Origin of the sequence: Acinetobacter puyangensis (assembly GCF_900096995.1) — a bacterium.
GTDB lineage: Bacteria > Pseudomonadota > Gammaproteobacteria > Pseudomonadales > Moraxellaceae > Acinetobacter > Acinetobacter puyangensis.
This window is the reverse complement of record NZ_OANT01000016.1, coordinates 1-25,543: the sequence shown is the minus strand read 5'-3', so window position 1 is coordinate 25,543 and position 25,543 is coordinate 1. Positions and strand designations below refer to the sequence as shown.

General features: G+C 41.2%; 20 protein-coding genes. 11 read left to right on the top strand and 9 right to left on the bottom strand.

The window, feature by feature from the left end; translation table 11 throughout:
- From CRO21_RS16730 to CRO21_RS16710, 5 genes are all read right to left on the bottom strand, one after another.
- Positions 1-89, bottom strand: an 89-nt coding sequence (locus CRO21_RS16730; RefSeq protein ID WP_072292276.1) for a GTP-binding protein, incomplete at its 3' end; no start/stop codon positions are given.
- Between the two features lie 106 nt (positions 90-195).
- Positions 196-2,334 (bottom strand): elongation factor G, encoded by a 2,139-nt coding sequence (fusA, locus tag CRO21_RS16725; RefSeq protein WP_097080446.1) that lies wholly within the window; start codon positions 2,332-2,334, stop codon positions 196-198.
- Positions 2,335-2,510: 176 nt separating this feature from the next.
- A complete protein-coding gene (gene rpsG, locus CRO21_RS16720) occupies positions 2,511-2,981 on the bottom strand; it encodes a 30S ribosomal protein S7 (RefSeq protein ID WP_070069440.1) in 471 nt (156 codons plus the stop codon).
- A 162-nt stretch (positions 2,982-3,143) separates the two neighbouring features.
- Positions 3,144-3,518: a 30S ribosomal protein S12 gene (gene rpsL / locus CRO21_RS16715; protein WP_004648013.1), complete on the bottom strand. Its 375-nt coding sequence runs from the start codon at positions 3,516-3,518 to the stop codon at positions 3,144-3,146.
- Positions 3,519-3,715: 197 nt separating this feature from the next.
- Positions 3,716-5,221, bottom strand: a complete 1,506-nt coding sequence (locus CRO21_RS16710; protein WP_097080445.1) for an EcsC family protein — start codon at positions 5,219-5,221, stop codon at positions 3,716-3,718.
- Positions 5,222-5,485: 264 nt separating this feature from the next.
- Here CRO21_RS16710 and CRO21_RS16705 point away from each other — a divergent pair, with 264 nt between their 5' ends.
- From CRO21_RS16705 to CRO21_RS16675, 7 genes are all read left to right on the top strand, one after another.
- A complete protein-coding gene (locus CRO21_RS16705; protein ID WP_213064435.1) occupies positions 5,486-6,574 on the top strand; it encodes an ATP-binding protein in 1,089 nt (362 codons plus the stop codon).
- Positions 6,574-9,171, top strand: coding sequence for a DUF5682 family protein (locus tag CRO21_RS16700; RefSeq protein ID WP_097080443.1), 2,598 nt, complete (start codon positions 6,574-6,576; stop codon positions 9,169-9,171). Before CRO21_RS16705 ends, CRO21_RS16700 begins: the two co-directional genes overlap by 1 nt.
- A complete protein-coding gene (locus CRO21_RS16695) occupies positions 9,164-10,321 on the top strand; it encodes a VWA domain-containing protein (protein WP_097080442.1) in 1,158 nt (385 codons plus the stop codon). Before CRO21_RS16700 ends, CRO21_RS16695 begins: the two co-directional genes overlap by 8 nt.
- Positions 10,322-10,359: 38 nt before the next feature.
- A complete protein-coding gene (locus CRO21_RS16690) occupies positions 10,360-12,447 on the top strand; it encodes a hypothetical protein (protein WP_097080441.1) in 2,088 nt (695 codons plus the stop codon).
- Between the two features lie 120 nt (positions 12,448-12,567).
- Entirely contained in the window at positions 12,568-16,317 is a 3,750-nt protein-coding gene (locus tag CRO21_RS16685) for a DUF4132 domain-containing protein (protein ID WP_097080440.1), read from the top strand.
- A gap of 165 nt (positions 16,318-16,482) precedes the next feature.
- Positions 16,483-17,718 (top strand): beta-ketoacyl synthase N-terminal-like domain-containing protein, encoded by a 1,236-nt coding sequence (locus CRO21_RS16680; protein ID WP_097080439.1) that lies wholly within the window; start codon positions 16,483-16,485, stop codon positions 17,716-17,718.
- 12 nt (positions 17,719-17,730) lie between these two features.
- Complete coding sequence (locus tag CRO21_RS16675) at positions 17,731-18,183, top strand: CopD family protein (RefSeq protein ID WP_097080438.1); 453 nt, start codon at positions 17,731-17,733, stop codon at positions 18,181-18,183.
- A gap of 21 nt (positions 18,184-18,204) precedes the next feature.
- On the opposite strand, the gene CRO21_RS16670 is transcribed toward CRO21_RS16675, so the two are convergent.
- Complete coding sequence (locus tag CRO21_RS16670; protein ID WP_141398143.1) at positions 18,205-18,486, bottom strand: hypothetical protein; 282 nt, start codon at positions 18,484-18,486, stop codon at positions 18,205-18,207.
- 92 nt (positions 18,487-18,578) lie between these two features.
- Entirely contained in the window at positions 18,579-19,226 is a 648-nt protein-coding gene (locus tag CRO21_RS16665; protein ID WP_097080436.1) for an HAD-IA family hydrolase, read from the bottom strand.
- Between the two features lie 94 nt (positions 19,227-19,320).
- Here CRO21_RS16665 and CRO21_RS16660 point away from each other — a divergent pair, with 94 nt between their 5' ends.
- Positions 19,321-20,094 carry a hydroxymethylpyrimidine/phosphomethylpyrimidine kinase gene (locus CRO21_RS16660; protein WP_097080435.1) on the top strand — a complete coding sequence of 258 codons (774 nt, stop codon included), beginning with the start codon at positions 19,321-19,323 and terminating at the stop codon, positions 20,092-20,094.
- 197 nt (positions 20,095-20,291) lie between these two features.
- Here CRO21_RS16660 and CRO21_RS16655 read toward each other — a convergent pair whose 3' ends face one another.
- Both CRO21_RS16655 and CRO21_RS16650 read right to left on the bottom strand, forming a co-directional pair.
- Positions 20,292-21,353, bottom strand: a complete 1,062-nt coding sequence (locus tag CRO21_RS16655) for a porin (RefSeq protein WP_097080434.1) — start codon at positions 21,351-21,353, stop codon at positions 20,292-20,294.
- Between the two features lie 121 nt (positions 21,354-21,474).
- A complete protein-coding gene (locus CRO21_RS16650; RefSeq protein WP_097080447.1) occupies positions 21,475-22,734 on the bottom strand; it encodes an MFS transporter in 1,260 nt (419 codons plus the stop codon).
- 389 nt (positions 22,735-23,123) lie between these two features.
- On the opposite strand from CRO21_RS16650, the gene CRO21_RS16645 reads away from it, so the two are divergent.
- From CRO21_RS16645 to CRO21_RS16635, 3 genes are read left to right on the top strand one after another with little or no spacing between them, the layout of a single operon-like run.
- A complete protein-coding gene (locus CRO21_RS16645; RefSeq protein WP_097080433.1) occupies positions 23,124-24,044 on the top strand; it encodes a patatin-like phospholipase family protein in 921 nt (306 codons plus the stop codon).
- Between the two features lie 28 nt (positions 24,045-24,072).
- The gene (locus CRO21_RS16640) at positions 24,073-24,543 is read left to right on the top strand and encodes an NfeD family protein (RefSeq protein WP_097080432.1); all 471 of its coding nucleotides are present in this window, start codon (positions 24,073-24,075) and stop codon (positions 24,541-24,543) included.
- Between the two features lie 11 nt (positions 24,544-24,554).
- Positions 24,555-25,403: an SPFH domain-containing protein gene (locus tag CRO21_RS16635; RefSeq protein WP_097080431.1), complete on the top strand. Its 849-nt coding sequence runs from the start codon at positions 24,555-24,557 to the stop codon at positions 25,401-25,403.
- Positions 25,404-25,543 lie beyond the last annotated feature (140 nt).

The following is a 25,543-nucleotide window of genomic DNA, read 5'->3' as shown; positions in this document are numbered from 1 at the left end:
GCTGTTAAAGTTGTTTTACCATGGTCAACGTGACCAATAGTTCCCACGTTTACGTGTGGTTTATTACGTTCAAACTTGGCTTTAGCCATGATGATCTTCCTTTCTTAAACTGCTCATGAGGATCGCTCATGAGCGCTTGGTTTTTAACTAAAATTTAGTTGGCTCATTTAAGCTGAGAATATAGTAATCGAAAGATTACTCATCGTCACCTTTTTTACCGCCAGTTTGGAATTTAGTGATGATGCCTTCAGCCACGTTACGTGGTGTTTCAGCATATTTAGCAAATTCCATAGAGTATGTTGCACGACCTTGAGACATAGAACGCATTTGAGTGGCGTAACCAAACATCTCAGCAAGTGGAACTTCGGCACGAATCGCCTTAGTACCACCAGGTAAATCATCCATACCTTGCACCATACCACGACGACGGTTTAAGTCACCCATGATATCGCCCATGTAATCTTCTGGTGTTTCTACTTCAACTTTCATGATTGGTTCAAGTAGAATAGGATCTGCTTTCATGAAACCATCACGGAAGGCGTATGAACCTGCCATTTTGAATGATAATTCGTCAGAGTCGACATCATGGTAAGAACCATCATAAAGAACAGCTTTGATACCTACAACTGGATAACCAGCCAAGACACCATTCTTCATACGTTCCTGAATACCCTTGTCAACTGCACCGAAGAATTCCTTAGGTACAACACCACCGACAACTTCTTCAGCAAATTCGTATTCTTTACCAGTTTCATCAACATCAAGCGGTTCAAGACGGACATATACATGACCAAACTTACCTTTACCACCTGTTTGACGTACAAATTTACCTTCTTGCTCAACAGTTTTCTTGATCGTTTCACGGTAAGCAACCATTGGTTTACCAATGTTCGCTTCAACACCGAACTCACGTTTCATACGGTCAACAAGAATATCAAGGTGAAGCTCACCCATACCAGCAATAATGGTTTGACCAGATTCTTCGTCGGTACGTACACGGAATGAAGGATCTTCTTTGGCCAAACGACCCAAAGCGATAGACATTTTTTCTTGGTCAGCTTTGGTTTTTGGTTCAACAGCCAGTGAAATAACTGGTTCTGGGAATTCCATACGTTCAAGTGTAATGATATTTTTTTCATCACACAGTGTATCACCTGTGGTAACGTCTTTTAGACCTACACACGCTGCAATATCACCCGCACGGATTTCATCAACATCCTGACGGTCATTGGCATGCATCTGTACGATACGACCAATACGTTCACGTTTAGATTTAACTGGGTTATATACCGGATCACCTTGTTTAAGCACACCAGAATAAACACGTACGAAAGTCAGGTTACCTACGAACTTGTCATTCATGATTTTGAATGCTAACGCAGAGAACGGTGCTTCATCAGATGCTTCACGAATAGCTTTAGTTTCAGCTTTATCGTCAAGAATACCTTCGATTGGTTTCACTTCTGTAGGAGATGGCAAGAATTCAATCACAGCATCCAACATACGTTGTACGCCTTTGTTCTTAAATGCAGTACCACAAAGCATCGGTTGAATTTCACCAGCCAGAGTTTGTGCACGAATACCAGCAACGATTTGTTCTTTAGACAATTCGCCATTGTTCAAATATTCATCCATCAATTCTTCTGATGCTTCCGCAGCAGCTTCAACCAGATTGGTACGCCATTCTTCAGCACTTTCCTGAAGCTCAGCCGGGATATCACCGTATTCAAACTTCATACCTTGAGATGCTTCATCCCAGATAATGGCTTTCATTTCGATCAGGTCAATTACACCCTGGAAGTTTTCTTCAGCACCAATTGGAATTACAACTGGTACAGGATGAGCGCCCAAACGGGTTTTCATTTGTTCAACAACACGGAAGAAGTTGGCACCGGTACGGTCCATCTTGTTCACGAATGCCAAACGCGGTACTTTATATTTGTTTGCTTGACGCCATACAGTTTCAGACTGAGGTTGTACACCACCTACTGCACAGTACACCATACATGCACCATCAAGTACACGCATAGAACGCTCAACTTCAATGGTAAAGTCAACGTGTCCCGGGGTATCAATTACGTTGATACGGTGTTGTGGGAACTGACTACCCATACCAGACCAGAAACAAGTCGTTGCAGCAGAAGTAATGGTAATACCACGTTCTTGCTCTTGTTCCATCCAGTCCATTGTTGCTGCACCATCATGTACTTCACCAATTTTGTGAGATACACCTGTGTAGAACAAAATACGTTCTGTAGTCGTTGTTTTACCTGCGTCAATGTGAGCAGAGATACCGATATTACGGTAACGAGAAATCGGAGTTTGGCGAGCCATAATGTCTTACATTCCTAAATATTTTGTTAAAACAGGACGCACCATACAATGGTGCGTACGAATACTTTTGCTGGGCAACTTAAATACCCGCAAATCCCCCACTTGGGTAAAGTGCGATGTTAAATCGAGCTGCGGTACGCATAAGTATTCTCCTGATAAGGGACTGTTTTATCCGCTTAGAAACGGTAATGAGAAAAGGCTTTGTTGGCTTCAGCCATACGGTGCACGTCTTCACGTTTTTTGATTGCAGCACCTTTGCCTTCAGCTGCATCAAGCAACTCGCCAGCAAGACGTAAAGCCATGGTTTTTTCAGAACGCTTTGCAGCAGCATCTACTAACCAACGCATAGCCAAGGCAGTACGACGGGATGGGCGTACTTCCATAGGTACTTGATAAGTAGCACCACCAACACGGCGTGCTTTTACTTCGACCATAGGACGAACTTTTTCAAGTGTCGTTTCGAAAAACTCTACTGGATCTACTTTATTTTTTTCTTGAACACGGTCTAAAGCACCATAAACGATACTTTCTGCAATAGATTTTTTACCATCTTGCATTACGTGGTTCATAAATTTAGCGATTGTTTGGCTACCGAACTTAGGATCCGGAAGGATTTCACGGGCAGCGACTACGCGACGTCTTGGCATTTTTATACACCTAATATTATGACACTTCAGGATAATCCAGCAGTTTGTGCAAGTGTCATGCACGCTACGCTGGCCTTACTATACGTCGCTTGAATTTCAAATTTGTTACACATATTCAAACAAGCGAAACGCTAAAGGATGACTGGTACTTGTCTCTAAAAATTATTTTTTAGGACGTTTGGTACCATATTTAGAACGTGATTGGTTACGATCTTTCACACCAGCACAGTCTAAAGAACCACGAACGGTATGGTAACGTACACCTGGTAAGTCTTTAACACGACCACCACGGATAAGCACAACACTGTGCTCTTGCAGGTTATGACCTTCACCACCGATGTAGCTAGATACTTCAAAACCAGAAGTCAAGCGAACACGGCAAACTTTACGCATTGCTGAGTTAGGTTTTTTAGGTGTAGTGGTATAAACACGTGTACATACACCACGGCGTTGTGGACAAGCCTTCAACGCAGGAACTTTTGATTTTTCAATCAAAGTTGTACGACCCTTGCGGATCAACTGATTTGTTGTTGCCATATGGCAATTCTCCCGTTATTAATCAACCTCAAAAAACGAATTTGAATATACGCTTTTTAAGGGCATGAAATTGTAGTGCATCTAGATGTCAGGGTCAATACGCAGCAAATGCTGTAAACGATTTATCTTACATAAAAAAGGCTACAATTTTATGTAGCCTTAATTTCACACATGTTCAACTTTATCTCGATAAAAAATTACTCTGTTGAGTTGTCCTCATCTTTTACTGGCGCAACAGCAGAATCCTGATCTTTTGATACATCTTTTGTAGAATTATCTTTGTTAGACGTTTTTGTTGCAGTATTTCGGCTAGCCGATAATTTGCCAGTTTTTTTTACAGCGCGATTACCTTTCGGTTCAACAATCTTTTCTTTCGCCAAACTCTCGTCAGTAATTGCTGGTTTTTGCTCTGATTTGGCAACGGGCACTACATTTTGCGCGGCCAACTGTTCGATACCAGTTTCTATCGCCTGATCCTCTACTTGTTCGGTTGTTGCTTCTACCTGATCGGTTTTTTGTTCTGCTTTTTTATCTACAAGCTCAACTTGACTGATAGTGTCACTGTTCGACAAATCTTCAATCGCTTGTTTTTGCAAAATATCTTCTTGCGCTACTGATGGCTGGTTTGGCTGTTCCAATAATGCTGTAATATCATTATTGGCAAGTTGACTAACCTGCAAACGATGTGATTTTTCTTTTTGATAGGCATCCAGTACCGAAATATCTTCATCTTGATGTGCATGTAAATATTGCCGCGCCAATGAAAATATTTCGTCAGCATGTTTTGCAACTTCTTCAATCAATCTGACATTATAAATCGCACCAATTGCAGCACCCAAAACCGGTGTGGTAAATTTTAACAATTTGATTTTTCCAAGCGCGCCAAAACCAGACCATTTATAATTTCCCTGCTCATCGGTCAGAAAGCCCTGAAATTGCTCAATGCTATAATTACTATTTAAAAAACTTTGCAACTGACCATAATCACCAGTATCAAATACACTTTTTAATGTACGCAGCCCCAAGAAAATGGTTTGTTTTTCTGCAATTAAACTGAGATCAGATTGGGATAAAGCAGTATATACCGCGCGGCGATCTTCTTCATTATCCAGCTCAAAACCATAAACATGTCCAATTTCATACATGGTTTTTAAGGATAAAATCACAGAAATAGGTAAATCCGCGGCCGCACCGGCCAGTCCAGTTAAACCACTGACACCGCCCTGTACCGCAGCAATGACTTTATTTACCTGAGTTAATGCATTACCTGCACGTTGTGATCGAGCAGGATCTTTTTGCAATTCAGTAATCTCTTTACAACCAGTTTCTGCCAACACGCTTTCTGTCGCAGCCAGACGGCTTGCAAATTCACTTAATAATTCAAGTACCTCATCGGCAGCCTGATCCATACCATTAGGCAAAACAAAGCGAGAAACTTTATTCAACGTATTATAACGTCTGCCAAAAACTTGACGTGTCACCGTAGGAAATTGATGACGGAAAAGCTGGCGGATATCCTGATAGTCTGAATCCGTTATATCACGCTGATAAGCCTGTCCCTCAACAACCTGTCCGGAAGTTGCCTCAGATTGCGTTTTTTCTACTGGTTCTTGTGCCACTTTTTGCAATGATTTGCCACCTAAATGACTTATTTTTTGTGCTTGCTCTCGAACTTTTTGAAATATACCTGATTTATTACTCATCTGTCTTTCTCATCATTCGTTTTCGTATTTTTATGATTAAAAGGAATTTTCCCTCATGTTTCAAGACTGATTATGTTAATTCATCGGATATATGGCAAAATCTATACAGCAAAACTTTGCAATTTGTCGGTAAAAATTACGTTCTGATAACATGAAGTCTGTCGTCTTGTCCTATACTGCCCTTATAATCATTTTATATTTTGTCCAACATGCTGATTTCTGATTAGATTAATCCTTAAATAAATTATTGATTAGATGAGTAACATGCCAAATACAGATCACATTTTACGGCAAAGTGCCGAACAAAAATATGCCACTGAATTAGAACAGTTAAAACAACAGGATCAATTGCTTAAACCGACAGGCTGGCAACTGTCCGCACATGCAATACGTCAATTTATTTTAGGTGATACAGCACTCAACATTTCCAAAAAATTTTATGGTGATGATGCCTTGGTCGATCGTGCCTTAGTCACATTAATGGGTAAACAAGGATTAATGCTGGTGGGTGAACCTGGAACCGCCAAATCCATGCTATCCGAGCTATTTAGCGCAGCAATCGGCGGCAGCTCACAATTTACCATTCAAGGCACTGCGGGTACCACCGAAGATCATATTAAATATTCATGGAATTATGCCCTGCTACTGGCCGAAGGCCCTTCGGAAAAATCCTTAATTCCTTCGCCACTTTATCACGCCATGCAGCATGGCAAAATCGCCCGTTTTGAGGAAATCACTCGCTGTCCGCCTGAAATTCAGGATGTGCTGGTATCACTGATGTCAGAAAAACAGATGATGATTCCAGAGATGGGACAACAACACAGCCTGCATGCACAGCAAGGCTTTAATATTATTGCCACCGCCAACTTACGTGATCGTGGTGTACATGAGATGTCTTCAGCACTGAAACGACGTTTTAATTTTGAAACCGTAAAACCTATTAAAGACCGCGCCTTTGAAATTGAACTGGTACAACAACAACTTCAACAAGAACTCAAAGACCTTTATCAAGAGGTAAAAATCAAGCCACAAGTAATTGAGCTGTTGGTGACAATTTTTAATGAATTACGCACAGGACAAAGTTTGCAGGGTGCAAATTTAAAAACGCCCGATGCGGTGATGTCCACTGCCGAAGCGGTGAATATTGCGCATGCTGCCAGTCTGCAAGCGATTTATCTAGGCAATGGTGAATTGCAAGCGGGTCATCTTGCCCAGCAATTACTCGGTGTGGTGTTTAAGGACAATGCCGATGATGCCAAACGCTTGCGTTATTATCTGGATACCGTAGTTAAAGAACGTGCTAGACAGGACAGCGACTGGAAAGCGTTTTATGAGGCCAGTCGTGAGTTTTAATGATGCAAGCACTTCAACAGATCGACCTGCCACAGCGACTGGCTGATGCGTTTACAGCCAAAGCACAACTTGCCGAACAGCAGATATATTTTGCCCCGATTCGTCATCATAGCCCTGCCTGTGCTTATGCCTTAAAGCACTATATTGAGCAATTAAAACCGACACATATTTTGATTGAAGCACCACATGGCTTTCAGGATTTAATCGAAGATTTATTATCGACACAGACTCAGCCGCCTGTGGCAATTTTTGCACAGGCAAAGCGTAACCATCAAAATAAAACTGATGATCAACACTTGGAAAATCTGCCACAGATTCAATCTGCCTATTTTCCATTTTGTGACTATTCGCCTGAATGGGTAGCATTACAGCAAGGGCATAAACAACAAGCACAACTTGCCTTTATTGATCTGGACTGGTCTGATCAATGCTACTTTAAAGGTCATTTGGATCAGATTTCAGCACAGCAAAGCAATCTGATGGCAGAACGCTATCTGGCACACAGTCAGTTTATCCAGCAACTTGCCCAAAAGCTGCATTGTCGTAATCATGATGAATTATGGGATCATCTGTTTGAGTTACAGCCTTTAGAACAACTACAAAATCCAACACAATTTTTTAATGATGTATTTAGCTGGTGTGCCTTGGCACGACTGGACTATGAGGAAGAGGTGCTTTACCGAGAAGCCTCATTACATCGTGAATATTGTATGTATCAGCATATTCAAACACTGCGCAAACCTGAGAATAAATTACTGATTGTTACAGGTGGTTTTCATACCCTAGCATTGATTGAGCAATTAGTTAGTCCTGAAGTAAAACCTTATCTGATTGAACAAAAAAATAAGCATTGGCAACAACAAGCATGGCTGATTCGCTATAGTTTTGATCGACTGGATGCCTTAAATGGTTATGCTTCGGGCATGCCCTCACCTGCTTATTACCAACGTTTTTGGCAGGATTTAAATATAATCCACCCTAACCCTCCTTTAAAAAAGGAGGGGAAAAGTCCCGTTTTGGAAAAGGGGAATGAGCACTGCTTGGTAAAGGGATTGCAACAACTTTATGATTATCTAAGTTTACTCTGTCGGGAACTGGCAGAAAAACAGGCGCTGGAAATCACGCCTTATATTGCCTTAAAAAATACTGCGGAACTGGCACTGGGATTGGCACAATTACGTGGACATTACCGACCAAGTCGTTATGATTTACTCGATGCCTTACAAAGTAGCCTGATTAAAGGTGAAATGGACGATGGACAGCATTATTTATGGCAATGTATTAAGGATTATTTAAGTGGTCAAACATTAGGGCAAGTGGCAAAAAACCAGCGTAGTCCAGCACTATTGCAGAATACCTATCAGAAAATCCAGACTTTACGCTTTAAACTCGATGATACGCTACAGAAACAACGCAAACTGGATATTTATCGTAAGCCAATACATCAACAGATCAGTCAATTTCTACATTTGTTAAATTTTTTACAGGTCGGTTTTGCCCAGCGACTATCTGGCCCCGATTTTATCCATGGCACAGGCATGGATTTATTATTTGAAGAATGGCGTTATGCATGGACACCCGCTGTCGAGGCACGTTTAATTGAACTGTCAGAACAAGGTGATCAACTTAGCCAACTGGGCACACATCAACTGCTAGACAGGCAGCAGGATTTACAGGCACAGGGATTAGGACAATCCGCTATGCACACTGCACAATTGCTGGCACAAGCATGCCAATTGGGCTTAAGACAGCAGTTACATAACCTGCAACAACAGCTTCATCACTATCTGGAAATAGATCAAAATCTGGCATCACTGATTGCTGCGGCACAGCAATTGTTTTATCTCTGGCATGGTCGACAACTATTACAATTGCCAGCGCAAGCCCTACAAGACAGCATCGTGTTTGCCATCACGCAAGCTTGTTATGTGCTAGATCAACTCTATGATACCCACGAGGACAAGGTTGAACAGAATGTGCAAAACTTAAAAGCACTGCATGAATTGATCACCAATGCACAAGATAAATTCCAAGTATCTGATCTTCATTTACTCGATCAAATGTATCAACAACTGGATGCAGGCAAACTCGATGAATTTCATTTATTAAAACTCAAAGGTGCACTGCATACCCTGTTATATCTGGACCAACGCATCACACAACAACAATTACAGCAACATATCAAAGCAGCTTTTAGTATCGGCAGCCACGCCGAAGATGCGGTGCAATATCTGCATGGCGTATTATATATTGCACCGGAAATTTTTGTGCAATCCGACCTTGCCATTCACACCCTGCATCAACTGGTACAACACTGGTCAGATGATACTTTTTTACAGATTCTACCTGACCTGCGTTATATTTTTAGTCAGTTAAATCCTAGACAGAGCCAGCAGATTTCCGGCAAAATTGCCGAATATACCCATTTGCAAGATGCCAGTCTGCTAGAGCAGGTCTATTCAAATATTTCTGAACAGGACATGCTGCGTGGTGTGCAGTTAAATCGGCAATTAGAAACGATTTTTGCAGATGATCAACTATTATCATGGTTACACAAATCAGCACCGCATACGCCACAGGAGCACGTCGATGACTGATCAAAAACAAGAACAACACTCCGAAACTGATTTAGAACACGCACGGCGCTGGCGTTTAATTCTAGGACGTTATGCCGATAAGAACTTACAGCAAGCCAATCTTTCCGGGGAACAACTACAACTGGAACGTTCGCTGGACTTTTTATATCAACAGGAATACAAACGCCGTGGCATTGAACAGGGCAAAAATCGTCATGGCAGCCTTGATGCATCACAACTGACTGCCATTAACTGGCTGAATCAAAGTCGTAAACTATTTCCCAAATCGACCTTTGAGCGTATGCAGAAACAGGCACTGGAACGCTATCAAATGACCGATTTACTCAAAACGCCCGAGCATGTGCGACAACTGGATGCCAATCCTGCCATTGCCAAGGCGTTATTGAGTATGCGAGGCAAGTTAAGTGCAGAAATGCGGGATGCGATTCGGGAATTGATTGCCAAAGTGGTCGATGAGTTACTGCAAAAAATCCGCCCACAATTTTTACAGGCATTACAGGGACGACGCAATCGTTTTCGTCGCTCGCATATCAAGCAGGCACAAAATTTTGATTGGCGACGTACCATTCAACACAACCTCAAACATTATCAGCCCGATTTACAGAAAATTATTATTCAGCAACCGTTTTTTAATGCACGGGTCCAACAGCATTTGCCGTGGGAAATTGTGCTGTGTGTCGATCAAAGTGGTTCGATGATGGATTCGGTGATGTACGCAGCGATTTGTGCCAGTATCTTGGCAGCATTGCCAGCCGTGACCACGCATCTGGTTTTATTCGATACCCAAATTGTCGATTTAAGCCATCTGGCGCATGATCCTGTTGAAGTGTTATTAACCATTCAACTTGGTGGCGGCACCAATATCGGACATGCCCTGCAATATTGTGCGCAAAAAATCAAACAACCCCAGCGCAGTATTCTGGTATTGATCAGTGATTTTGAGGAAGGTGGTTCGGTGCAACAGATGTATAAAACCATCTCACAGTTGAATGAACAAGGTTGTAAATTACTGGGGCTGGCAGCACTTGATCAATTTGCCAATCCTTGCTATGACCATGCGACCGCACAGCAATTACAGCAACGTGGCATGCAGGTGGCGGCCATGACACCTGAACATCTGGCAACGTGGTTTGCCGAAATCATGTCATGAAAAAAGTATAATGAGAGCGGCTTAATGAGAAAAATACAATGAGTTGGCAAATATATTTAAATTATGACGAAGATAGCCTGACCACTTTTGCCAATGCAGGTCTGATCCGACGTGCTAAAAAGTCGCTGGATGATGTCCAGCCACAAACCCACGATGCACAATTGCATTTTGTGGTGGAGGATTGTCATGTCGAATTGCCCGTACAAGGAATTACGCAAGCCTCTTGCACCTGCCCTGCTCAAGGCTGCTGCAAACATATCTTAAGTAGTATTTTATGGTTACAACAACATCCTGAGCATTTACAACCCGAAGTCGCCCATACAGATAAAAATCCTCAGGACCATGCACCTGTAATACCCTCTGCTTTAGACACGGCCTTGCAATTGGATTCACACCAACTTCTAAAAAATTTGCGTAAAACCGAACGGCAATTGGCTTATCAGATTTTTTCCGAATGGCAACATGATCCGACTTTATGCCATATTGAGATTCAAGCCGAAAAAATCAGTTTTCAAACCACTTTTTCCGAATCAGCGATTGTGTATTTTCCGCAAAGTCATCTGGCAGGCATGCTCTCCGATGTTGCGGATAAACAAAAAAATGCCTGCCATCTTGCCTGTATTGCCTATTTATTTTCCCAGCATACAGCAGAAAAATGGCAATGGTCAGCAGATTTACAACAGCAAGATTCCAATCCAACTGAAACCATAACGACTTTAAATCAGGAAGATCTAACATTTATCACAGATCTAAAAGTGTTATGTTTATCCTTGATGCGACAAGGTTTATCACATATTGCCAAGGAATCGGTTTTATCTTTGCACTTACTGAATATGCAGGCACGGGCGCAAAATCTTCCACGTCTGGCAAGTGAACTGCGACGCTTGCATGGTTTATTACAACGTTTGCTAACGCATGATGTACAGGTCGATGAAGCACAAATTTTTGATGCTTTGGCATTTCTATATGCTTATTTAACCGCATTGCAACACGATACAGAACAACCCGAAACATTAAATCAAGACAAACTCTATCAGTTACGTGGTCAAGTACAACGTGACTATGCGCAGCGACAAATCGAACATCTAATTCCACTCGGCTGTGAATGGTGGACAACCACCAGTGGCGCACGCGGTCTGACTGTGTGTTTCTGGGACAATAACCTACAGCATGTTCGGGAAGTCACGCAAGCGCGTGCCAATCATTTGGATATTACCTTTAATCAAGACAGTGCGGCACAAACAGGCATCTGGGGCAGTTCACTGGATTTTTTATTGAAGCATCAACTGAAACTGACTGACGCCAAAATCAGTCCGGATGGAAAGCTCAGCGCCAGTGCGGATAGTCGTTTTCAATCACTGGGGCATTTAAGTCAACTGAGTCCAGAAGCATTTAAACAACAAGTCGTCGGCATTAATGACTGGCAGCAACTTAAAAAACTTTTGCAACCAACATCAAGCCTATTCAATCAAGTTCCCCGCTATCAATTGTTACATCTCCAAGCGTGTAGCCAACTGGAACTCAATGAAATTGAACAATGCTTTGAATGCTGGGTCACCGATTGCCAACAACAGCAATTACAGCTGTCATTGCCTATTGATCCCAATCATCATGGCAAAATTAATAAACTGCAATATCTGATTCAAACAGGTCAAATCATTGCCATACTGGTTCGAATGGAGATACAGGTACAGACAATTCGTTTTCTACCGTGTAGCCTAGTTTTAAATGAGACAAAAGGTCTGCGTATTTTTAGTCTGGATTATGACCACCTTCCCTATCACAAACAAAAGCAGAGTTTTTTACAAAAATTCACCGGGCGGATCAGCAGCTTACTGGCACGTAAACGTGAGCTTGATTCAACCACGACCACCGATGTTATTCAGCTTACATTACAGCATACGCAAAACCTGCTGGAGTTTTATGCCAATACTGGTCGACAAAGTTTTGACCCCGATGATCAACAGCATTTGCAACAATTGACACAGCAATTTGAAGATTTAGGTTTACAGTTACTTGCTCAACTATTGCAGCAACAATCCCTAGCATTCTCCGAACAACTACTCATCTGGCGACATGTACTCGGATTGACACAAAAGCTATTGATCCAGCTGCCAATACGGTGACAGATTGTGTCGCAAATAAACATTCATACTATACACAGCTTGTTAAAACTTGATTATTCTTAATCCATCAGAATTTATGTCCCTTACAAAATTGAAATATCCAGAATAACGGAGTGATAAATGTTTGAAAATTTAATGCATAAATTAGGTCAACTGATCAATCCCAAAGATCAGGTGACATTGGATTTACTCCATACCCTTGTTGCACCTTTGGCAGAAATAGATCAAAACCTTCCAGAACAAGCTTTAAGTTTTATCATTGATGGTCAACATGCCGAAATATTACTCACGCTACAACAACAGCCCAACGATCAAGCCAGTGCTCTACTAGGTAACCCAGGAACTTATTCATGGTACTGGGCATCACACAATTTAAGCAAAGCACAAGAAAAATTGGTCAAAGCTGGGCAAAATGCCCGTTATAAACTGTATATCGATATTTTTGAAAAATTAACTGCGGAACAAATTATTCGTTATGGCAAACTACTGGCTGCGGTAACACAACAAAAAAACTTTAAAGTATTGTATGAACAAACGCCTGTCTGGTTTACCTATCTGATTGTTGATGGATTGGTGACGACTCTCAGTCAGAACTATGGCAAGGAATTAACCCATCATCAGCACTGGACACTGGAAAAATTACAACAGTTACTTGCCAGCGATATTACAAATGCCGATCTTATTTTGATTGCCACACTATTTGAACGTAAAGAGATTGATCGCTATCACCACAACAATTTACACTTAATTCATAAGCTGGCAGATAGCAGCACTTTTTTACAACAGCGTGGTGAAACCCTGCAAAGTGTCATCCCGAGTTTATCTGCCAATGGACAGGTATTATTTCTCGAATTTGCCAAAAATCATCTGGAGCTGGTGAAACAATTTCCACAATTAATCATCATACTCGCTCTGAGTAGCAGTAAAACAGTACGGGAAGCTGCCAACAGTCTCATTAGTCAACTGGATAGCATACAGGCTCAGCAATATTTACAATATTATTTAACGCAAGGCGATACTAAGCAACGTGCCTTTGCAGCAGACTTACTGGCACGAAGTCCTGAAGATAGTCGTGATATTTTGCAACAGGCTTTAGATCACGAAACGCAAAAATCGGTTCAACAAAGTATTCAATCTGCCCTTCAACGACTAGATAGCCTACAACAAATCGAGGAGGAAGATTTTATCATCCCAGAATTGCAGCCACTCGCCTCACAGGATATTCCGGACAGTTTTATTACTGTATTACAAGAGAATTATCAAGCAATTTTAGAAAAAGCCCGACTCGCTGCCGAGCAGGAAATTGAAAATAATAAAGCTGCGGATAGAAAATATAAATATGACTGGCAACAAAAAAATTATAAAGACTTGCAAAAAATCAGTACGGAACAAATCGGAAAACCATTATTGGCCAGCATTAATGGCAAACAAAGCGCCAAAAGTATTAAATATGGCAATATTATTTTATATCAGAAAAAAATCCAGAATTATACTGAATACGGCTTGCATCATGCCCTGCGTCTAATTAATCATCGTGATAACTGGATCAATTGGGAAAGTTTATTTAGCGAATATTTACAACCGCATCATTTTGAACATCTGGAATTACGCCAATTGGCACATGCAATGCAAGATGTCGGCTTTAAAAACGTAAACCGTTTAATTGCCGCAGGCTTTCTGGAAAATAGTTATTACAATGGCATGCATGATTATATTCAGCGTAATGACCAGATTGTGCCATTTTTTGCGGAAAATCTGGATTTTATTGCCGAGGCTTTAGGATTATTACCCAATCAGTCTGAGACCAGTTATCGCAATTTTGAACCATTAAATGCAATTACCGTATTAGGTTATTTCCCACATATTCCAAAGCAATTTATTCCTCGCTTACTGGAATTAGCCCTTGGTGAAAATAAACGCCTGCGGTTTGATGCACAGGAATTATTACAAACAGTCCCGAATATTCATGAACGAGCGATTGAAGCCTTACAAAATGGTAAACAGGAAATTCGTATTACGGCAATTGAATGGCTGGTTCGCCTGCAACATGCCTATGCCATACCGGCCCTGTATGCTGTATTAAAAAAAGAGAAAAAAGAAATTGTCATTGCTGCAATTTTGACTGCACTGGAACAGTTCGGCGAAGATATCAGCAGTTATCTATCGCCATCAACTTTACAACAAGAAGCAGAAAAAGGCTTAAAAGGCAAAATTGCTGCGAGTTTTAGCTGGTTTGATTTAGACAGCTTGCCGAGCGTACAGTGGCAGGATGGTTCTCCTGTTGATAGCACGATTATCAAATGGTGGGTCGTATTGGCAGACAAACTCAAAGACCCTGTACCGAATGCCTTGCTACAACGCTATCTCAGTTTACTGGATGAAAAAAGCCAACAAGCCCTATCCTTACACCTGTTACAAAGCTTTATCCAGCAAGATACCCGTCACCCGAGTCTGGAAGAAGCCAGTGCAATTGCCGTCAATGAAGCACCTGCCCGTTTACAAAACTATCGTGATGCCTATCAACGCTGGGGCAAGCAATATCCGGAATACTATGGCAAATACGCCACCATCACGCTAGAAGAAGTGATTGAAGAAATTAAACGTGAACGCATGGGAATTTATCTTGGATCAGCAATTAAAAGCAAGGGTATGCTGGCCCTGACCTATAAAGCGCAAAGCAGCCAAGCGGTTAAATTACTGCAAGATTATATGAAATATCATTATCAGCGTCGGGCGCAGATTGAAGCCATGCTCAGTAGCTTTAGCATTAGTGATGATCCGTTAATTATTCAATTATTACTTGGCTTATCGCGTCGTTATCGTACCACATCCGTACAAAACCTTGCCAAACAACTGGTTGAACAGATTGCCGAACGCAATCACTGGAGTAGTGACGAACTGGCTGATCGTACCATTCCAACTGCCGGCTTGGATGATACAGGTATTCTGACACTGGATTATGGCACCCGAAGCTTAACCGCCTACGTCGATGACAAAGATAAATTCGTACTGAAAAATGAAGATGGTAAAGTGATTAAAAGCTTGCCGGCTGCTCGGCAAGGTGATGATGAAACCCTTATCAAGGAAGCCAAGTCATTATTTAGCAACAGTAAAAAAGAATTTAAACAGGTGGTGGAGTTACAAACCCAGCGCTTATATGAAGCAATGTGTAGCGAACGGGTCTGGTCAAGTGCTGACTGGCAGGAATATCTGTTTGCCCACCCGATCATGAAACGACTCATTCAACGTCTGGTCTGGTTGGAAGTTGATAGCGATGGTCAGATTTTGCATCAGTTCCGCCCAAGTGATGATGGTAGTCTGCTTGATCTTGAAGATGATGAAATTGAATTACAAACCGATAGCCAGATTAAACTGGCACATGCCGTATTAATTTCTCAGGAACAGGCAACTGAATGGCAAGATCACTTTAAAGACTATAAAGTCAAAGCATTATTTGATCAAATGAGTCATCAACTCCCCGAATTTGATGACAAGGCACAATTGATCGATGATCGTAAAGGCTGGCTTACAGATACCTTCACCTTACGAGGTGTGATTACCAAACTGGGTTATCAACGGGCCAGCATTGAAGACGGCGGTTCATTTGATAGTTATTACAAACCATTTAGTCAGATTGGTATTTCTGCGGTGATTAATTTTAGCGGCAGTTATGTACCTGAGGAAAATATTCCTGCGGTCTTGTATGAACTTGGTTTTGACAATAAAACCGTACGCTCATGGCGCGAACAACAGCTGCAACTATCACAGGTGCCAAAAGTGCTACTGGCGGAATGTTATGCCGATTATCTTAAAGTAGCAGCAGCCTGTTCCGGTTTTGATCCGGAATGGCAGAAAAAAACACCATGGTAACAGGGCTTATTGACACTTCATCTATAATTGCGATATGAGTCGTATACAGCGCAAGATTTTTTTTAGGTGATAAGTGTTAAATCTAGTATCTTTCGCCATTGCAGGCATCTGGGAAAACCGCTTAAATGTCTGCAATTGTTTAGTAATGAAAATAAGGGACTTGACATGAATCGTCGTGTTGTGATCACTGGCATGGGCATTAACTCGTGCATCGGTAATACTTTAGAAGCTGTTACACACTCCTTAAAAAATGGTATTTCAGGCACACGTTTTAACCAGTCCTATGCGGATCTTAATTTTAAAAGCCATGTCAGTGCAGCCGCTGAACAGAATTTTGATGGGATTGATCGCAAATTAAAACGCTTTATGGGTGTTTGTGCCATGTATGCCTACAATGCAGCAGTCGATGCAGTCGAGCACGCAGGACTTAAAGCCGAAGATCTAGCAGGCAATCCACGTTACGGTGTGGTCGGTGGCAGTGGCGGTAATTCAACGCATTCTGTGGTGGAAATGACTCAATTACTCGAAGAAAAAGGCGCACGTAAAATTGGTCCTTTCTTTGTGCCGCGTAATATGAGTAATACCATTACTGCCAATATTGGTGTGGCATTTAAATTACAGGGTGTTTCACATTCCATTACCAGTGCCTGTGCAACATCTGCCGATGCCATTGGCTATGCCTATAATCTGATCCAATTGGGTAAACAGGATTTAATGCTGGCAGGTGGTGGTGAAGAAGATCACTGGTCACAAAGCCTGTTATTTGATGCCATGGGTGCATTATGTGCCAAATACAATGAGACCCCAGAAACAGCCTCCCGCCCATATTCTGCGGATCGTGACGGTTTTGTCATCGCTGGTGGTGGTGGTTTTGTGGTACTGGAATCGCTGGAACATGCCCAAGCACGTGGTGCAAATATTCTGGCAGAAGTTGTCGGTTATGCGGCCAATAGCGATGGTGCAGATATGGTGGCACCAAGTGGTGAAGGTGCAACCCGTTGTATTCTCATGGCACTTGATGAAGCAAAACAACATGGTGTAGAGCAGATAGATTATGTCAATACCCATGGTACCTCTACCCCTGCTGGTGATATTACCGAATTAAAAGCCATGGAACGTGCCTTTGGTGAAGGGCAAGTGCCTGCCTTTAGTTCAACCAAATCCATGACTGGTCATAGTCTGGGTGCAGCTGGTGTGCAAGAAGCAATTTATTGCTTACTGATGATGCAAAATGACTTTATCGCCCCGAATATTAATGTGACTGAACTGGACGAAGGTGCAAAAGGTTTTGATCTGGTACTTGAAAAACGTGAGACTAAACTGAATACTATTCTAAGTAATAGTTTTGGTTTTGGTGGGGTAAATGCCTGCCTGGTTTTCAAGAAATGGGCTGATGCCTAAATAGGATCATCAATGGATGTGCCATCTGAAGCGTTTTTATGGGTAAAAGCCTTACATATTATTGCGATTGTATGCTGGTTTGCTGCCTTGTTTTATCTGCCACGTTTGTTTGTTTACCATGCCATGAGCGAGGATGAGATTAGTCATCAACGCTTTCAGGTGATGGAACGCAAGTTATACCGTGGCATCATGTGGCCTTCCTTGATTGCAACCTTAATCACTGCACATTTTTTGGTAGATTGGGGCGATGCAATCTACCATTACCATGCCGCAATCTGGTTCTATCTCAAGGTCAGTCTGGTCGGTATATTAATCATTTATCACTTGTTCTGTGGTTATTACCGTAAAAAACTGATTGAAAATGCCCATTATAAATCACATAAATTTTGGCGTTTTTTTAATGAGCTTCCTACACTGATTTTATTTGCCTGCGTTATTCTCGTGGTGGTTAAGCCGCAATTTTAAGAGCGGCTTAACCTCATGAGATCAATACGTAAAAGGTTTAAAACCCAATGTGGTTGCTTTAGATAAATCTTTCACATCAATTTTAAATACTCCCAATCGACCATCGGGTGCACCGCACATCTGGATATAAGCTTTGCCGGTATCGCCTTCGCGTTCAGATAAAACCTTTATCTTTGCTGTTTGCAACTGCTGTTTTAGCTGACTGAGGCTTAATCCACTATTTTCACATTGCCGGCTTTGCAATGATTTATACACTTCTATGCTTTGTTGCGCATGATCGGACTGTTTTGAGTGTACAGGCAAATGACTGCACCCAACACATAAGAGGCTAAACATCAATGCCATGCTGGTTTTCATAAAATCTACTCGGTATTAAATCTTGAATCTATTTAGCCTTAATGCAAATGATTTAATAAATGACTAAATTGTTCGATTTGTGCAAAAGGTTGTGCTGCGGTGATTTCATCCAGCGTGCCATAACCATAGGTTACCGCAACCGCTTCAATCCCATTACGCCGTGCACCTAAAATATCATGTTCACGATCTCCAACCATAATGCACTGTTCAGAGCTCAAATTTTCCTGTTGTAAAATATAAGTAATCAAATCACCTTTGTTGGTACGTTCCCCGGTCAGTTCACTACCGTAAATATGTTGAAAATATTGCGCCAAATTAAAATATTCGAGAATACGTTTGGCATAAATAGTGGGCTTTGCTGTGGCAACAAAGAGTTGATAGCCTCGTTGATTCAATAATAGCAAGGTATTTGCCACATCAGGATAAACCTCATTTTCGAATAATCCTGTTTTGCTAAATCGCTCACGATACATGGTTAAGGCTCGTTCTGCCAGTTCATCATCTTCGGTCTTCAGTAATTTGGCCAAGGATTGTTTTAAGGGTGGACCAATACACCAATCGAGCGAAGTTTCCTCTGCTAAGGGATAGCCTACACGCTCCAGACCATATCGAATAGACGTCGTAATGCCAACTTTTGGATCAGTTAAAGTGCCATCGAGATCAATTAAAATATTTTGAATTGCCATATCTTCAAGAAAATCATTTATATCACTATTAAGTGTGCCACAACCCTTGCTAAAATAGAAAATAATAAATCAGTAAAATTAAGGAAGATTCAAAATGCGCCCGACGGTCTTATGTTTTTCAGGTCTGGATCCTTCCGGTGGAGCAGGTATTCAGGCCGATATTGAAGCCATTGGACAAAGTGGTGCACATGCTGCGATTGCCTGTACTGCGCTGACCATTCAAAACTCACAACAGGTGTTTGGCTTTGAAGCAACCTCAAAAGAATTATTGCTGGCACAGGCCAATGCCGTTATTGACGATTTGCCAATTAATACCGTGAAGTCTGGTATGTTAGGCACAACAGACAATATTGCCGCATTGGCCGAATTCTTGAATCTACATGCTCATCTCAAATATGTATTAGATCCTGTGTTGGTTGCAAATAGCGGCGGTTCACTTGGTGATTTGCCCACATTGGTTGAAGCATTTAGAATTCTCATTCCCCGTGCCAATATTATCACCCCAAATACAGTTGAATTAAGAGCATTAACAGGCTGTGAAGATCTACAAAAAGCAACACAAAAAATCTTTGAATTGGGTGCACAAGCGGTTTTAGTGAAAGGTGGCCATGAAAAGTTGCCGGCTGATCTGTTAATTAATCGTTTATATATACAGGGGCAACTGGTACATGAAAGTGAACAGCCACGACTCGATGGTGAATTTCATGGTTCAGGCTGTTCATTGGCCAGCTTTATTGCAGGTCGTTTGGCGCTTAATGATTCACTGGAAAAAGCAGTAGATATTGCAGAAAAATGGTTGTTCCGCGCATTACAACGTGCCGATGTGCCGCATGCCGATGGACAACGGATGCCAAGACGCTTTACCTAATCGGTATATTCTTATTATGATATTTGCACGATCTCATCAATTAACGGTATATTAGCTGTGCGAACAGTTGTTCTTAGTACAATATATTATTTAGGCAAACCGGTCATACACCATCATAATACAAAATCTTTGCCATAAAAAAGTTGTTGATGTTTTTTTCATCAACAACTTTTTTGATTAAATATTTTTAACGCTGTTTAGAATTTATATTGAAGACCTACGCCCCCTAGAGTATTTTTATCGTCCACCAATTTGTGTTGTGCTAGAAAAGCATAGGCTTTGGCATTACTATTATATTGATAGTCCACACCTGCCGAGATTTGCTGTGCTTTGACATCAGATGCAGAAGTTTTATAACTGGTTGTACCCTGTTGATACTGGCCTTTTACAGACCATGGTGTATCTGCAATTTTATAAACCGCACCCAGCGAAAAACCAAGCTCATCATCAACTGCTGAAGCGGCAGCAACATTACTTGCCGTGCTGCTTTCATCAATTTCTGCACGTTGTACTAAAGCACGTAAAGACAAATTGGCAACATTATAAGTCCCTGTCGCACGAATGGTATTGCTTTCGGCCCATGCATTTGATGCCCCAATCCAACGACTTGGTACGGCACTGTCATACGCCAGACCAAGATTAAAGCCAGCATCTTTATTGTCATAAGTAATTGATGAAGAAACAGCATCACCAAAATTGTCGCCTACAGCAGTCCCGTTACTGGCGACAGTACTATCTTCGCCCTGGAATAACTGCACGCCAATATTGATCTTACCACCCGCAGCACTGAGAGTTGGAGATTGATACTGAATAGCATTGTTGACACGATTTTCACCAGTAAATGTATTTTGTATATCAAGTCCATTTCCATAGTAATTATCAAATAAATCTACACCACCCAGACGTTTTAAAAAGGTATTAACTTTACCAAAGGATAAGGTACCCAATTGTTCATGTTTTAATCCCAAATAACGATCTCGCTGACCAAAATCGGTTGTACCCGAATCAGTATTAACGGTCCATTGTGCATCATAAACAACACTAAGTTTATCGGTTAATTTTTCAGACCCTTTAATCCCGATGTAAGAGTTATTTGATGAAACAGAAGCACCATCATTGGTACCTAATAAGGTATGTCCTGCATCTTTATCGGCAAAATTGGCAGATATATCAAAAAGACCATATAAAGTTGGTGCAGCAAAACTTGTACCCGAAATCACCGCTAATGCAATTGCCAAACTAATTTTTTGAGTTTTCATGTGTTCCCCACTTAATATTTCAGACTGTTTGAACTCCAGCACATTGTTACGAAATATTTTGTAAAGAAAAAATAATTTAAAATGCAATGCTTTTCATAATTTCGTCATAAAGAAATCTTTTTTATACCGACTTTTTCATATACAACCAATATAATTTGGGCAGAATACAGAGTATAGAAATCGCAAAAATCAAACTTAAAAATGTTGTATAACCGATGCTATCAGCCAGTTTTCCACCCAACACATACAAGCCACCACTGACCAAGGTCATGATTGAAACCTGTACAGTAAAATCTGTTCCGGCAAATTTTTCTCTGGCATAGAGCATGATCAAACTTAACATTGCCACTAGACTCATGGCCGCAAAAAACTCTTCAACAGCATTTGCCGCATAGACATGTAATATTGAAAAGTGAAGCTTATGTTCAAAAGCATAGGCTAAAAGCAGATAATATAAAAAAGCAGTGCTCTGTAAAATAGAAAACCAGATTAGCATCACTGACAAAGAAAAGCGCTTAATCAACCATGCTGCCAGCCAAGCACCCACTAACGCACAGATTGCACCAAACATGGTGACATAGACACCAATTTGCGCCAACGTTAAGCCCATATCAATCATCATGGGTTTGATGATCGGGCCAGACAAACCATCAGCAATTTTATAAGTGACTAATACCAATAACCATAGTTTAAGTTCCTTGCTCTGCCAAAGATGTGCATAAATATGTCTGATTTTCAGCAGAATATTATTTTTCTTTGCTAAAGAAGTCTGTGGCCCAATTTTAAATTGAGGTTCCCGATAAAATAAAATAGGCAAACTATTAACAGTCACCCCAATTGCCAGTGCAATAAAAGTGGTTTTCCAGGACAATATCTCTATTGAATACAGCACTGCACCACCACCAAGTAAAAAGCCCAAACGAGAACCCATCACCTGAAACGTATTGCCCCAATGCACCTGTCCTCGTTTTAAAATATTCACTGCAAGACCATCGGTTGCAATATCCTGCGTTGCACACAAGGTGTTCATGAGCAATAACACAATACATAAATGCCACAGTGCAGACAGTTGATGCAATTGGTCAACCGGTAAATATGCCAATATCAGCAAACAGGCAATGGTCAGAACTTGAGTCAATATAATCCAAAACCGATAATGGCCCATTTTTTGATAACCAAAATGATCTATCACTGGTGCCCACAAAAATTTAATCGCCCAAGGCAACATCAAAAGTCCAGAAATGCCAATTTGGGTCAGTGAAACACCATAATGCCGTAATAAAGCTGGCAAAGCCTGTGTCATAAAACCAACGGGCAAGCCTTGGGCAAGATAGAGTGCCAATAGCATTATCAAAGAATATGAACTTGCCTTTTCACTCATTTTAATATTTCGTTTTGGCATAATTGATCATTGTCACTTCAATACAATGCAGACAATATAAAAATATGGCGTAAATTGCTAGCGTCTATTTGGCTGGCTTTTTAATGATTTTCGCCAGTATTTATAGGCAAAATGGATTTATTGTCTGATGTCAAACTTAAACTTACTGGCACGTTTCAATAATGTCCCTCAGCGTGGAACAAAATGGTCTAAACATTATGCAAGAAATTCTAAAAGCATATCAAGGAAATTTTTTGGCAAAAAAGCCTTTGCGATTTTCTGATCCTTTGCGCTTCCTACATGTTAAATAACAATACATCTATATGGATTTTGTCAGAAAAACGTTATGATGCTCTTAATTTTAATTTGACTAGTTTTCAGACAAAATAATGGACAATGTTGTAAAAATCTCTGCCGCAACCCTCATGATCCTTGCGTTGACAGGTTGTGATTTAAGTAACAAACAACCCTCAACAGTAACAACGGTAAAAGCACGACAACCTGTGATCGCGATTGCATTAGGTGGTGGCGGTGCGAAAGGTTTTGCGCATATTGGTGTAATTAAAGTACTCGAATCACATGGTATCAAACCCCACATTGTCACCGGAACAAGTGCCGGTAGTTTTGTCGGCAGTATTTATGCCTCAGGTAAAACACCATTTCAGTTGCAGGAAATTGCCTTAAAACTCGAAGAATCAGACTTACGTGATTTAACCCTGAATAGCCAAGGTATCGTGCTCGGTCAAAAATTACAGGATTATGTCAATCGCCAAGTCGGCAATAAACCAATTGAAAAATTTCCAAAGCGTTTTGCAGCCATTGCAACAGATTTAAATACCGGTAAAAAAGTCGAATTTATTCGAGGCAATGCAGGACAAGCCGTGCGCGCCTCTTGCAGTATTCCAAATGTCTTTGTGCCAGCCACCATTGCAGGAAAAAAATATGTTGATGGTGGATTGGTCAGCCCGATTCCAGTTGTAACAGCAAAAAATATGGGTGCTGACATTGTCATTGCGGTGGATATCTCGGCACGTCCACAGAACAGTAAGTCAATGAATATGTGGGGATTACTTGATCAAACCATTAATATTATGGGCCAATCTAGCATTAATTACGAACTCAATCAGGCAGATATCGTGATTAAACCTACCGTCGGTCATCTTGGTGTGTTAGATTTAAAAGCACGTCATGAATCTATTTTGGCCGGTGAACAGGCTACTCAAGGTCAAATACCAAAAATCAAAAAAATTCTGGCTGATTTTGCCAGATCACCACAAGCATTATTGCCACCACCCAAGGCAAAATTTTAATCAAATAATACCATAGGGCGACATCACCATGAATTTCAACATTGAACCGTGGCACTGGTTCCTACTGGGAATCGCACTTATCGTGCTGGAAATTTTTGCACCGAGTTTTACCATTTTCTGGTTTGGTTTGGCGGCAGTTATGGTCAGTGCTTTACTCTGGTTATTTCCCATGATGCCTGTTCCCCTGCAAATCATGACTTGGATTATTTTATCGATTCTGATTACTTTTCTGTGGTTTAAATTTATTAAACCCTTATCCAAAGACCATACCAAAGCAGGACTTCCCCGTGAAGCGACCATTGGACAAGTTGGCATGGTGATTCACATTATTCCCGAACACAACGAAGTGATTGTTCGTTTTCCTATGCCAATTTTAGGCACTGATGAATGGACTTGCCGCTGTCTGGAACCGATCAATGTTGGTGATCGTGTGTCCGTAACAGACATTCTAGGTAATCAACTCGTTGTCATTCCCCAACAATCACACAATAAAAACTGAGGATTTAAATCATGACTTTTGTCATTGTTCTTGCTGTTCTGGTCGCTATCGCGATATACAGCACAGTTACGCTAGTGCCGCAAGGCTATAAATTCATCGTACAACGACTAGGCAAATATCACGCAACCCTAACGCCCGGGATTAATTTTATTATTCCTTTCATGGATAAAGTCGCTTATAAAGTCACCACAAAAGACATTGTACTTGATATTCCATCACAGGAAGTCATCACCCGTGACAATGCAGTACTCTTGATGAATGCTGTGGCCTATATCAATATCACTGCACCTGAAAAAGCAGTTTACGGGATTGAAGATTACACTTGGGCAATCCAAAATCTGGTACAAACGACTTTACGTTCCATCGCAGGTGAAATGAATCTCGATGATGCCCTCTCTTCCCGGGATCATATCAAGGCAAAATTAAAGATCGCAATTTCTGATGATATTGCAGACTGGGGCATCACCCTTAAAACAGTAGAAATTCAAGATATTAAACCGTCATCCACCATGCAGGCAGCGATGGAAGCACAAGCAGCAGCAGAGCGTCAACGTCGTGCAACGGTTACAAAAGCTGATGGTGAAAAACAGGCTGCTATTTTAGAAGCAGAAGGACGTCTGGAAGCATCGCGTCGTGATGCAGAAGCGCAGGTTGTCTTGGCCGAAGCCTCACAAAAAGCCATTGAAATGGTGACATCCGCGGTGGGAGAAAAAGAAATTCCTGTTGCATATTTACTGGGTGAGCAATATGTCAAAGCCATGCAGGACATGGCCAAATCTAACAATGCCAAAACTGTGGTCTTACCTTCGGATATTCTTAATACCATTCGTGGTGTCATGGGACGTTATAACGCACCTTAATCAAAAAGAGCGCATATAAATAAAATGCGCTCTTTTTTTATTGTCTGTCCCATCCTAAATAAAGTTGACACTTTTCATTCTTAAATTATGGAGAGTGTTATGACTACACCACTTAAACGAACACAGCGAGATTATAGTCT